The organism is Chryseobacterium amylolyticum (genome assembly GCF_051011775.1).
Classification (GTDB): domain Bacteria; phylum Bacteroidota; class Bacteroidia; order Flavobacteriales; family Weeksellaceae; genus Chryseobacterium.
This window is the reverse complement of sequence record NZ_JBPCHX010000001.1, coordinates 424,497-437,045: the sequence shown is the minus strand read 5'-3', so window position 1 is coordinate 437,045 and position 12,549 is coordinate 424,497. Positions and strand designations below refer to the sequence as shown.

The window sequence follows — 12,549 nt, the reverse complement described above, 5'->3', positions numbered from 1 at the left end:
GAATTAAGGTTGTAAATGAGTCAATGTCTTGTTAATAATGAGCCATTTCCCTTCTATGTTATTGAAAGTTATGAAATTATAATAATTGAAGTCATACATTTTTACATGCAATTTCGCGACAGCAATTGAATTGATGATATCAACTGAAATAATTTCAGCTATAAAATCCTTTCCTGATTTTTCCGGACTTACGCGGTTTCTCACTCCTTCAATATACTGTTCCGCAGTTTTGAAATAAGGAATTCCATTGATATCTCCGAAAAGCAGCGCATCTTTATAAAAAGCCTTTTTCAAAAGTTCTGTGTCGCCTTTATAAATTCCTTTGAAATAATAATGTTCTATCACATTTCTTATTTCGGTTTCTGGTGCCTGAATGGTTTTCATATTCTTAAGGTTTTGTGCATGACCGCTCAACGGAAAGCTGAACAGCCATGCTATAATTAATGATAGTTTCATGATAAGTGATGTCCGGCACTCATCCCTCCATCAACATTGATGATGGCTCCGGAGATTAATTTATTTTTAGCAATAGCAAAAATCATCTGAGCCACTTCTTCAGGCTCCCCGATACGGTTGATGAGGTGTATTCCTGCATTATTATCAAGGTCAGCACCATGCATTGGTGTCCTGATCAATCCTGGCGCAACTGTATTAACCCTGATATTGTCTTTTCCAAACTCTGCCGCAAGCTGCAATGTCAGTGCATGAATAGCTCCTTTACTCGAAATAGGTGCTGTAGAAGGAGATTGGGCAATGGCGTGATACACTAATGGCGTTCCTATATTGATCACCACACCATCATTTTGCTTGATCATTTGAGGAATGACTGCCTGCGTGGTAAAGAATGATCCTTTTAAATTGGTGCTTAAAAAACGGTCCAGATAGTCTTCAGTAACTTCCAGAAATGGCTTGTTTTCGTAAATTCCGGCGTTGTTGATGAGCACATCAGCAGATCCGAATCTTTCTAAAGCTGTTTTCACCAGTTCTTCTCCTGTTGTTTTATCTGAAACATTTCCGGCAACCATTGCGAGATTTTCTGTGGCTCCCAGTTCATGATATACTTTCTCTAATTTGACTGCCGTTTGTGAATTAATGACCACGTTATCCCCTTGATTTAAAAAATAGCGGGCAGTTTCCAACCCTATTCCTGAAGAGGCTCCTGTTATGATTATGGTTTGTTTTTTCACTGATGATTACTTTTTTACTGTTGAAAATCCCTGTTGTTTTAATACTGACACCTGTTCCCCTGCATACCCCCAGTTATCGTCTTCAATCTCATTAATAACAATATGTGTTAAATGAGGATCCTTATTCAAAACTGAGGTTACAGCTTCACTGATTTTTCTGATTAACTGTTGTTTTGTTTCGCGGTTAAGGTCTTCGCGAAGCACATCTACTTTGATGAATGGCATGATGATAAATTTTTAGAGTTATTGAATTAATAAGCTTCCGCAATAAGATGAATGTTTAAATCAAAGTTGTTGTAGATCAACGTATCACCCAGGTTGGTAAAGAAGTTAGAGGACCTGAATCTGATATTGAATTTTGTTCTGTCTACTACAAGTTTGGTTTTTAGGACACCTGCATTATCTGTTGTTACAATATGAAGACTGGTGTCGATACGTTGAGTAATACCTTTGATGGTAAGATGTCCTTGTGCGTAATAAAGATTCTCATCACCAGGTTCTGCATGAGTAATTTCAAATGAAGCTTCAGGAAATTGTTCTGTATTGAAGAAATCATCAGAAGCCAGGTGGTTGGCAAACTGAGTATTGGTTTCATTATCCTCAATGTCAAGGATTTTGATGGAGCGGGTATCAATGACGAACTTTCCGGACTGAAGTTTTTGGTTTTCAAATATGAAGTTGCCTTCTTTTATGCGAATTGTACCGTTATGAGCTCCGGTAACTTTTCTTCCGATCCAGTGGATAGTACTGTTCTCGGTATTGACTTTAAAAATTTTTGTATCCATTTTTATTGGGTTTAAATATGGATACAAAGTTCAGCTGACCAAAAGAAATATTGATGTGATGTACCTCACAAAATGCAGATGAGAATAAACAGTTTAAAAAGCTGCAGATTATTGATGAAGCCTGCTCAAAGTTTCTCTGGTTACTCCAAGATATGAAGCGATCAGATGTTTCGGAACAAGATTGTATAGTTGGGGATACATAGATAAAAGCTCCTGGTATCTGAATTTGGCATCATTATTCATAAGAGAAAGAAGGCGTTTCTGTGCAGCTACATACCCTTTGTTGGTCCGCCATCTGAAAAAATGTTCAACTTCACGAATTTCATTACAGATTTTTTCCCTGTCCTCATTGGAAATGGACAAAATTGCTGCATTTGTAATGCAGTCTACATTAATGGTAGCCCTTGTTTTATTGTAAAGAGCATCAAAATCCGTTACCCACCACGTCGGCATGGCAAACTGAAGAATAAACATTTTCATATTGTCATTAAGATAAAATGCTTTCAAGCAGCCTTCCAGAACAAAATATTCATGATTCACGAAATCACCTTCCGAAATAAGACTTTGCCCTTTCTTTAAAGTAATCAGATCGAAATGTCCGAAAACATAGTCAAGTTGTTCATCAGTAAGAGAAGTGAATTTAGAGAGGTGATCTTTTAATATTTCTTTAGAATTGACCATGATGTATAATGAATAATCAAAAGTAAGTTTTTTCAGGATCATTTTAATTTAAATGTTGTGAATAATTCTACATGATTTACAGTGAACTATGCTTTAAGGCTAATTTATTTTTCCTATATTTAAACAGCACAGGTAAAAATTGTTTTAACAAAACAGGATTTATAACGACATATTAAAAAATTAAAAACTATGGGTATATACTTAGCGCCCGTTATTTTCTTCGGGCTTATCATTTTGTTCGCTTCGTTTTTTGTGGTTAAGCAGGAAACAGCAGCAATTATTGAACGTTTCGGGAAATTTCAGGCTGTAAAACATTCCGGTCTTCATCTTAAACTGCCAATTATAGATCAGATTGCGAAAAGACTGAACCTGAGAATCCAGCAGCTGGATGTAATGATTGATACCAAAACACTGGATAATGTTTTTATCAAAATGAAAATTTCGGTTCAGTATCAGGTGATCAGGAATCAGGTGGGGGATGCTTATTACCGTTTGGAAAATCCTGAAAACCAGATTACTTCATTCGTATTCGACGTAGTACGTGCAGAGGTTCCGAAACTGAAACTGGATGATGTTTTTGTAAGAAAAGATGATATTGCAGTAGCAGTAAAGAGCGAGCTTCAGGAAGCTATGAACAGTTATGGTTATGATATTATCAAGGCTTTGGTAACAGATATTGACCCGGATGAGCAGGTAAAACATGCGATGAACAGAATTAACGCTGCAGAAAGAGAAAAAACCGCTGCAGAATATGAATCTGAAGCCCAAAGAATCCGTATTGTAGCCGTTGCAAAAGCAGAGGCAGAATCTAAAAAGCTTCAGGGGCAGGGGATTGCCGACCAAAGAAGAGAAATTGCAAAAGGGCTTGAAGAATCTGTTAGAATGCTGAATAATGTGGATATCAACTCTCATGAAGCATCAGCACTTATTGTGGTAACACAGCATTATGATACGCTGCATTCGGTAGGTGCAAGCAACAGAAGTAATCTTGTACTTCTTCCCAATTCGCCCACTGCAGCAAGCGGGATGCTGAATGATCTTGTGGTAGCTATGACAACAGCAAACACAGTAGGAGAAGCTACAAAAGGGAAGTACCCTGAGCCTCCTCAAAAAGAATCAGGCTTTTAAGATAAAAAGAACAAAGAGAAACGTAAATGAAACTGGAAAAATGAATTAATGGAGAATTTTCCGTGATTGTCAAAAATAACTTCAGGCTTCATTCTTCAGGCTTCCCGCAATAAAAAACGCTTCTGAATTTTTCAGACGCGTTTTTTATTTATTATTATTTCTTCGTTTTTGAAACCTGTTCTATCAGTGTGTATCTGATTGAAGAAGCATCTGCCGCCGGATTTTCAATTTTTTCAGTCTTTACTTTTAAAACATATTCGTAACCCGGCTCATAGGTGAAACCTTCAATATTACTATAGAAGTTCGTCCAGTTTTCAGACGCCTTCTCTTTTACCTGCAGACATTTCATACGGCCTGCTCCAGCCGAACAATCTACGGTTTGAGGCCCTACAATGATTGTTTTTTCATTGGCTGCCATTTCTGCCTTCTTCGTTTTTGAGACTTGTTTTACCAATGTATATTTTATGGATGAACCATCAGCTGGCGGGTTTTCAATTTTTTCTGTTTTTACTTTTAAGACATATTCATAACCCGGCTCATAAGTAAATCCTTCAATATTGCTGTAAAGATTAGTCCAGTTTCCGGAAGCGTTCTCTTTTACCTGCAGACATTTCATAGGAGCTACGCCTGTACAGTCTGCTGTCTGTGGTCCTACAATGAATGTTTTTTCATCACCTGCGGATGCATTGGCTGTGGTTGTACATTGAGTCATTGCGAATAATGCTAATGCGGGTGCTGCCCCTTTTAGAATTGTTGCTATACTTTTCATAAACATTGATTTTTCCCTTACGTCGCAATTACCATGCCGAAAAAAAATCCTCAATTTGTAGTACTTCTGCTATTGTTTTTTATTTTTTTAATTGTTTAATTTGAATTTCTTAAACACTAACCAAAATATAATTCTTATAATGAATATGGATAATCAAATGCAAGTTGAAAATTACAGGATTCAAAAACCTGAAATGTGGGCAGGAAATATCGGAGATGAAGAAATCATAAGCCGGATCAAAGATTCAGAATTTGCCAGAAAACAAATCGATGAGGGCAGAGACTACTGCTACTTTTTAGATAAAAAATACTATACAAGCAATACGGAGAACAGTGAATATGTCTGCATGGCGTATACCCTGAATGAACCAGGGAATCTGGAAAGGGCCTCTGTTTCTGATGTTATTGTGGAAGAAAACGAAGTGTACCAGATCCACAGGATCAGTGTTCTGAGAGATGGCGTGCTGATCGATAAGATTCCGGATACGAAAATCAAAGTTCTTGACAGTGAAAACCAGAGCAGTGGAGGTGTTCTGAGCAGTAATAAAAAGATCAATATTACCATTAAAGATCTGAGGCTGTATGATATACTTATTTTAGAAGATTCAAGGATTAAAGAATTTACCGATCGTGATTTCCTGAGAAAAGAATTCTCCAAATACGTTTGGGTAAGTCCTGATAATTACTGGGCTTACGGAAGTTTTAAATTTACATTCATCAATGAACGTGAACAGACGATTGCTTACAAGAAAACGTTTTTCAGGGATGAGCAGGGTAATGTTCTTGAGCCGCAGGTAAACCATCTGAAAAAAGGAGAACGATTCGTTATCGAAGAACAGAATTATATCAATCCTGTAGATTCAGGACGTGAGATTTTCCCTTATGTGGACTTTGCTACAGAAAGCAACTGGAAAGACCTGTCTAATTATATTGTTCCTTTTTATGAGGAAATTTTCAATAAAGCTTCCTTAAAGGATTTTGCTCCGAATCTTGTTGAAAAGCTGGATGCCATTGCCGATCAGGATGAAAAGCTTCAGTTTGCCATAGAATATGTTCAGAATCATATTTATTATATCTTCAATGCTGATGAGATGAACGGACATAAGCCACAGGAACCGTCGGTAACCTATGAAAACAAGCAAGGGGATTGTAAGGCAAAATCGGTTTTACTGAAAGTGATTCTTGATTATATCGGAGTAGAGGCTTCTGTTGTACTGGTGAATTTTAACACGGATTATTATATCAAGTATTATCTTCCATCGTTATTAAGCTTTAATCACGTGGTGGTAAAAGTGAATTATAAAGGACAGGAATATTTTATTGATGCCACCATCCGTGATGAATTCGGATTGATAGAAAACCGCGGATTCATATATTTTATGCATTATCTGGAAGTGAAAAAAGATCAGGAACTGCAGGTAAGAAAACCTTATAAATTCCCCTATTTCTGTATTGACGAAAAAGTAGACTTCAGCGCACAGGGTAATATTGGAAAGCTTACTTTGTCAACGACCTACAAAGGAAACAGAGCCAATGCTATGAGAAGGTATTTTAAGAGTACGAATAAAAGAGAAATTATTGACAGCTGGAACAGCTTCCTTTTCTATGCGCTTAACTATTCAGGAGACAGGAACGGGACAGATGTACGGGATGTGTTTAAAGATGCGGCTATTGACGTGGTAAGTGATGACAAGAGACTGAATGAAGTCAGAATTCAATATTCCGCTGTTATTGAGAATCCTTACTTTGTAGATCCGCAGAAGAACCGTTTCCTGATGTATTTTGACAGGAATGTAGTGAAGGCAAGTGCCAGGGATTTTATGCATAAAGATCTGCCGTTCTGGCATAATTTTGACAGCGAGAAATACGAGATCAACCTTCACACAGATCATAAAATTGATACTGAAGAAAAATATACAATTCAGGAAAGTACGATTACCAATCCGTATTTTGATTATAAAAGCCGTAAAAAAGTGCATAAGAACGGGGCCAGCGTGTATATAGAATATAGTCCTCTGATCAATATTGAAATTCCTCAGAATGAGTTTGAACAGTTCAGAACAGATCATCATACCATTGCCGATAGTAATTACGGTTTGGGAATTGATATTATCGAACCGGGACTCATGAACAGGCTTAAATTCAGCTTTAAGAAAAAATTCAAATAAGATCCTTTAAGTTCAGCGTTAAGGGATCAATGTTTAAGGTTTAGAGTTTCCGCGGGCGGCGAAGCCGCCCGCGGAAATCTTTTATATTATTTTATTCAAATCATTAAAAAAACACAGATTTATTTATGTTTAAGATATTTTGTCTTGCTTCTTTTCTTGCAGTCTCATCTATGGTGAATGCACAAAAAATAACCAAAGAAAATGTTACAGGATTCTGGAGGCTGAAAGAAGCCGGGTTTTATGAAGGGAAAGAGAAAGTGATAAAAGAATTTGATAACTGCCGTCTTATGAGAAACTATGCCATCAGGGAAGATGGTTTTGCTGTTTATAATTATATAGAAGGAAGTGTAGGAAACTGCAGCCCGTCTGAACCCAGACTGTCTTTCTGGAGAATCGTAGACAACAGGATCCAGTTTTATGTAGATGACCGGAATATCCTTGAAGAAGTAGTGGTAACAATGAATAAAGATAAAACAATGACTTTTTCAAGTTATATTCCTGAACGGGCAAAAGTAGATGGCGACGCTCTTGCTGAAAAAATAGTGAATACCGTTCACTACGAGATACTTGAAAAACAATATTGATAATAAAAAATTAAACCTCTGATTTATGAATTATGTAACAGTAATTTATGTCCTGAACCTGGTATTGTATGCTATGTATTTCTTTGGAAGAACCGGAAGCGAGGTGGCCATATCCGGCCTTGATTTTACCGTTTCCGGAATATTATCTCTTTTGCTCATCTTTGCAGGATATCTGAACGCAAAAAAAGGAATGATCTACAGAACTGTTTTATGGGTGTTTTTTGTGAATGTTTTCTTATTCACTTGTTCCGGGGTATTTGATCAGTTTGGAAGTAATTTTAATATCCTTTCTACGGGTAACAGTGACAGTTTCCTTTTTTCCCTGGCTCTTCTTGTTTATAATGGATATCTTTTTCCTTTGACTGTTGTTCTTGATGGTTCCGGTCTGGCATTAATAATTCCTGTTGTATTGTCATTTATTCTGCCTTCATTGGGATATCTGATAGGGAAGAAGCTTTATCCAAATACCCACTAAATTATAGAGTCATTGCGAACCGAATATGAAGCAATCTCAACATTATTCATAAGCAGAAAGTTGGAAAACGCAAAGTCGCTAAGATTTTTACAAGCCATATGTACGTAAGACGCAAGGATTTTTATCTTCGATAAAATTTCAACGGTACTTTTGTCATTCCGGGCAAAGCAAGAAATCTCAATTATTCAAATAAGGGTTTTAATTTTAAACCCTTATGGATTCTGGGGTTTATTATTAGGCATTATGAATTTCTGCTTCCCAATCAAAAGTTCAAAAAACAGTCTGAAGTCTGAGATTAAAGACCATAAAGGATATTTAAAAGTAGCCGGCTTGTTTCTTTCAATCACGGCATGGCTGAACCAGGCAAATCCATAGCCTACAATAGGAATGTACCATAAAAATCTTTCTTTTCCTGAACTGATAACATATCCTATAACGAAAAATACAAGAAACGTCCCGATAAAATGAAAAATCCGGGTTCCCGTTTTACTGTGTTCTGTAAGGTAAAACTGATAAAATTCTCTGTATGTTTTGATTCTTTCAGCCATGGCGGTTAGTTGATGGGTTCTTATGAAGCTAAAGCAATAATTCTGCCGATTTTTATCAGAGGTTAAAAAATAAAAAAGACAAAATCGCAAATCAGTTTCTCCATTGGGTTTAACCTTTCTGCCATTTTGCCTTTTCGCAATTTTTGCTAATTATGATTTAGCTATTTTTTAATTCTTTCCCCAGCTTACTGTTTTTGTATCCGTAGCAGAAATAAATAACCATCCCGATCAGGAACCACATCCCGAACCAGAACCAGTTCTCATGGCTCATTCCTGTAAGAAGATACAGACATGAGCTTAGTCCAACCAATGGAATCAATGATAAATTCTTGATAAAAGCCACAACACACAGGATAAGGTTGATGATAATAAAGAAGAAAATAGAAGCTCTGAATTCTCCTTCATTGGGATCTGACCAGTTCATCAGGTTGTCAAAAAAATCCGGCTGCCATTGATAGAAAGCAATTAATCCACCAATAAAAACAACAGGGAAAATGATTTTACCATTTACATAAGGAAGATGAAATCTGCCTTTTATTTTTTCTTTGGCAGGAAGAAGAAGTACTCCGGCACATACCAGTACAAAAGCAAAAATAGTCCCGATACTCGTAAAGTCAAGGATAAAGGTTTTGTCTGTAAACAGGATAGGAATCCCCACTACGATCCCGGTAACGATGGTTGCATATGATGGTGTCTTATATTTAGGGTGTATCTTTTGAAATCTTGCAGGCATCAGTCCGTCACGGCTCATGGCATACCAGATTCTCGGCTGTCCCATCTGGAATACTAATAATACTGTAGTAATGGCTACGATGGCTACGAAAGAAACCACCAGTTCCATCCACGCTACATTGGCGTTTGTTTTTTCGAAGATGAATGAAAGCGGATCTCCCACACCATCAAATTTCTTGTAATCCACCATTCCCGTCAATACCAGTGTTAAAGCAATATAAATTACCGTACACAGTACAAGGGAAATGATCATTCCTTTTGGTAAGGTTTTCTGCGGATCTTTGGTCTCTTCAGAGAGTACACTTAAAGCATCAAATCCGATATACGCGAAGAACACTCCGGATACCGCACTCATTACCCCTGCAAAGCCATTCGGCATGAAGGAAGGTGTTCCTGTTGCTGGGCTTACAGGAGTCCAGTTTTCAGTGTTGATGTAAGCAAAACCAACCAAAATAACCAATAGAATTACTCCCAGTTTTAAAATCACCAGAGAGTTGTTGAAATTTTTACTTTCTTTAACTCCTACATAACAAAGCCATGTAATCAATCCATTAATAACCAATGCAGGAATATCTACAATAAACTTCAGACTTCCGATTAACGGTGCTGTTTTCCATGCATTTAATAATTCTTTATTTTCTGAACCATACTGAAAAGCCTTTCTGGCTTCGGTATAGCTGCAGGTCAGGTAATCAGGGATATGCATTCCGAGACGGCCTAAAAAACTGGTGAAATAATCCGACCAGGAAAAGGCTACATAAATATTTCCGAAAGAATATTCCATGATCAAAGCCCAGCCGATGATCCAGGCAATTAGTTCCCCAAAACTGGCATAAGCATACGTGTAGGCAGACCCGGCGGTAGGAATTCTGCTGGCAAATTCAGCATAGCATAAAGCAGTAAAGCCACAGGCAAAACCACAAATCAAATATAGAAGGATAACACCGGGACCCCCTCTGAAAACGGCTTCTCCCAAACTGCTGAAACTCCCAGCTCCAATAATGGCCGCAATACCAAAAAATACAATGTCCCACACACCTAAGACCCTTAAAAGCCCCGTCGAAGTATCTGTATCTGAATAGATTTTTCTTCTAAAAAGTTGACTCATTCAATAACTATATTTGATTTGAAAAAAAGCAAATGTAATGATTTTTTATTTTGATGTTAACAGTCGTTAACAACATTTAAGCAAAAATGCTCAAACAAAAAGCTTTAGTCTTTATAGACAGGGATTTCCACATAACTGTCATTGTACCATTTTATTTCCAAAGGTTCGCCGGCATCTTTCAGGGTTTCATCACTTACATCCTTGCCTGAGCCGTAATTAATCTGCCAGTTAGGGTTATTGTTAACGCCAACCAACAGCAAGAGTTTGCTTCCTTTCTCGATCTTTCTGCTCATCACATACGAATTATTAATTGGGATCTGTTCCGTTGTATTAGGCTCAAGAAGCTGTCGTTTTTCATGATCTTTAGCGTAGCTGGCTCTCACGATATGAGTTGATAGTAAATAGGATTTTCCATCCGGAGAAATCTGGTACAGATAAGTATCAGTGTCAAAATCTTTTTTATTGACCGAAACATTGAAAACTCCTGACAGATTTCCGCTCATGATGATATCTTTGTCAAGTACTTCACTTTCAAAAGCAACAGAATTCGTCGTTTTTATACTGTCTTTTTTGCTGACTTTATAATAGGTGTCTTTCTGATTCCTGTTTTTTAAATCAACGGTTTGCCTGGTGAAGCTCTGCTTTACCGGTTTGCTGAATACTGAAGAAGTATTTTTTTTGTCCTGAAGGTAAAATTTCAAGGAAGAATTGTGCATTTTGTCAAGATCAGCAACATGCTTCCAAGTATTTGTATTCATGACCTGAAAATTGATCCTGTCTTTTAGGATTTCCGGTTTTTTACCTCCCTTAAGAATATAATCAAACCAGGAAAAAGCAAGATCATCAATACTTATTCTGGCCACCGGATCAATAGGATTTCCATTCACATACGTAAACCCGAAATTTTGTGCCCCTCCATGATTATAAGGACCAATTACCAGATAATGCTCTGCATTTTTATTGTACAGATGATGTTGCTTAAAATAATACAACGCACCAATCTGATCGTCATCATAATACCCTGTAGTGGTCAGGATCGGAATATTGATTTTAGAAAAATCTTCTTTGTAAGGAACCATCTTCTGCCAGTACTCATCATATCCCGGATGATCCAGCCATCGCTGGAATATTTTGCTGGGTTTCCCGCTTATTTTATCTAACGACCTGAATGATTTCCCACTTTTGTACCATTTTGTAAAAATAGAGTCCCATTTTATAGCATTAGTAAAATTTGCTTCATCGGTAAATTTATTGTTGGTTACATACTGAATCCACTGCAGCATATAGCTCATGAAGACATTATTCTGAGCAGGATAATCTATTCCGATGCCTACTGCTACCTGAGGAACTATCGTTTTCAATGCAGGATGAAGCTTTTTTACCGCAGCCCACTGACTAAAGCCTAAATAACTTCCTCCTACCATTCCCACTGTTCCATTGGACCACGGCTGTTTGCTTACCCAGTCTATCACTTCATAAATATCTTCCGATTCATGCTCAAAAGGATTGTTTATATCATTGCTGTTTCTCTTACCCCTGGTATTGACTATAGCTCCCACATAATTATAAGTAGCAGCTCTCTTTCCAAGGAAACCATCAATGGGACCTGCATAGATATTATTGGTTAAAATAACAGGAAGCGGGGAAGTATTCTCCCTTTTACGGACAATAGTGATCGTTAAGGTATTCCCGTTGATCTTAAGGTCTTTCGTTTCGGTAATAAATTTTTCCTTGTCTTTTGAAGCCAGCTGCTGCATGACCTGAGGTTTGATGCTGGAGTAGGTTTTATAATTCAGGTAACTTTTACATAAAGCCAGCGCTGTTCTGTAATCGATGCTGTCCTTGCCTTTTTGCTTGTTCAGCAGGTTCTTCAACAATTTTCTGGATTCTTTCACATCTCCGTTAAGAGCGAGCTCCAGTCTTGGAATCAAATTTTCCGGAAGACTTTCATATTTTTGGTTGAATACTTTCTGGAGCGCATTGGAAAAAGGAATATTGTTTTCTTTTTGTTCCGTCTTTGCAAGGCTGTACAGCTCAAATCCGATATATCTGTATCCACCCATATTGTTGTCGGCAAACAGATTACGGTTTTCAGAAAGAGAAGCCAACGAGTTTTTGTAATCCTGGGCAACCATCTGCAGACGGAAAAGATTATCCATAAGATCAACAGTATTTTCCGGTTTATATTTTGCAGACTGAAGGTGAGGAATCACTTGCTGTGCAAGTCCCGGCATCTGTTTTTCCAATATAACAGAGTCAGTTACAGCTGTTTTTGGAAAGTAAAATTTTTGTGCCTGCATGAGGTTCACAAAAATTAATGCTAAAAGTATCTTAAATTTCATGTATTGGTGTATTTATGGTATGTTTTTAGCTGCTGTTGAAAAA

At 37.3% G+C, this 12,549-nt stretch carries 13 protein-coding genes; 4 read left to right on the top strand and 9 right to left on the bottom strand.

Features of this window, described 5'->3' with window-relative positions:
* Window positions 1-3: 3 nt before the first annotated feature.
* From ACR1PO_RS01930 to ACR1PO_RS01910, 5 genes are all read right to left on the bottom strand, one after another.
* Window positions 4-456 (bottom strand): nuclear transport factor 2 family protein, encoded by a 453-nt coding sequence (locus tag ACR1PO_RS01930; RefSeq protein ID WP_332387514.1) that lies wholly within the window; start codon window positions 454-456, stop codon window positions 4-6.
* Window positions 453-1,187: an SDR family NAD(P)-dependent oxidoreductase gene (locus tag ACR1PO_RS01925; protein ID WP_433985634.1), complete on the bottom strand. Its 735-nt coding sequence runs from the start codon at window positions 1,185-1,187 to the stop codon at window positions 453-455. The genes ACR1PO_RS01930 and ACR1PO_RS01925 overlap by 4 nt, the downstream gene beginning before the upstream one ends.
* A 6-nt stretch (window positions 1,188-1,193) precedes the next feature.
* Window positions 1,194-1,412, bottom strand: coding sequence for a tautomerase family protein (locus ACR1PO_RS01920; protein ID WP_332387512.1), 219 nt, complete (start codon window positions 1,410-1,412; stop codon window positions 1,194-1,196).
* Window positions 1,413-1,438: 26 nt separating this feature from the next.
* Complete coding sequence (locus ACR1PO_RS01915; protein WP_433985633.1) at window positions 1,439-1,972, bottom strand: YceI family protein; 534 nt, start codon at window positions 1,970-1,972, stop codon at window positions 1,439-1,441.
* Between the two features lie 108 nt (window positions 1,973-2,080).
* The gene (locus ACR1PO_RS01910; protein WP_332387510.1) at window positions 2,081-2,695 is read right to left on the bottom strand and encodes a Crp/Fnr family transcriptional regulator; all 615 of its coding nucleotides are present in this window, start codon (window positions 2,693-2,695) and stop codon (window positions 2,081-2,083) included.
* 147 nt (window positions 2,696-2,842) lie between these two features.
* Between ACR1PO_RS01910 and ACR1PO_RS01905 the strand changes: the two genes are divergently transcribed.
* Entirely contained in the window at window positions 2,843-3,781 is a 939-nt protein-coding gene (locus tag ACR1PO_RS01905) for an SPFH domain-containing protein (RefSeq protein WP_002978074.1), read from the top strand.
* Window positions 3,782-3,935: 154 nt separating this feature from the next.
* On the opposite strand, the gene ACR1PO_RS01900 is transcribed toward ACR1PO_RS01905, so the two are convergent.
* On the bottom strand, window positions 3,936-4,550 hold the full coding sequence (locus ACR1PO_RS01900; protein ID WP_332387509.1) for a DUF4377 domain-containing protein: 615 nt from the start codon (window positions 4,548-4,550) through the stop codon (window positions 3,936-3,938).
* Between the two features lie 157 nt (window positions 4,551-4,707).
* Here ACR1PO_RS01900 and ACR1PO_RS01895 point away from each other — a divergent pair, with 157 nt between their 5' ends.
* The 3 genes from ACR1PO_RS01895 to ACR1PO_RS01885 all read left to right on the top strand — a co-directional run bounded on the left by ACR1PO_RS01895 (window position 4,708) and on the right by ACR1PO_RS01885 (window position 7,776).
* Entirely contained in the window at window positions 4,708-6,717 is a 2,010-nt protein-coding gene (locus tag ACR1PO_RS01895) for a DUF3857 domain-containing protein (RefSeq protein ID WP_433985632.1), read from the top strand.
* A 125-nt stretch (window positions 6,718-6,842) separates the two neighbouring features.
* On the top strand, window positions 6,843-7,301 hold the full coding sequence (locus ACR1PO_RS01890) for a lipocalin-like domain-containing protein (RefSeq protein WP_433985631.1): 459 nt from the start codon (window positions 6,843-6,845) through the stop codon (window positions 7,299-7,301).
* A 25-nt stretch (window positions 7,302-7,326) separates the two neighbouring features.
* On the top strand, window positions 7,327-7,776 hold the full coding sequence (locus ACR1PO_RS01885) for a hypothetical protein (protein WP_332387506.1): 450 nt from the start codon (window positions 7,327-7,329) through the stop codon (window positions 7,774-7,776).
* Between the two features lie 212 nt (window positions 7,777-7,988).
* Here ACR1PO_RS01885 and ACR1PO_RS01880 read toward each other — a convergent pair whose 3' ends face one another.
* The 3 genes from ACR1PO_RS01880 to ACR1PO_RS01870 all read right to left on the bottom strand — a co-directional run bounded on the left by ACR1PO_RS01880 (window position 7,989) and on the right by ACR1PO_RS01870 (window position 12,506).
* The gene (locus tag ACR1PO_RS01880) at window positions 7,989-8,324 is read right to left on the bottom strand and encodes an Mpo1-like protein (protein WP_332387505.1); all 336 of its coding nucleotides are present in this window, start codon (window positions 8,322-8,324) and stop codon (window positions 7,989-7,991) included.
* 157 nt (window positions 8,325-8,481) lie between these two features.
* Entirely contained in the window at window positions 8,482-10,164 is a 1,683-nt protein-coding gene (locus tag ACR1PO_RS01875) for an APC family permease (protein ID WP_433985630.1), read from the bottom strand.
* Window positions 10,165-10,268: 104 nt separating this feature from the next.
* The gene (locus ACR1PO_RS01870; RefSeq protein ID WP_433985629.1) at window positions 10,269-12,506 is read right to left on the bottom strand and encodes a CocE/NonD family hydrolase; all 2,238 of its coding nucleotides are present in this window, start codon (window positions 12,504-12,506) and stop codon (window positions 10,269-10,271) included.
* Between the last annotated feature and the right edge of the window lie 43 nt (window positions 12,507-12,549).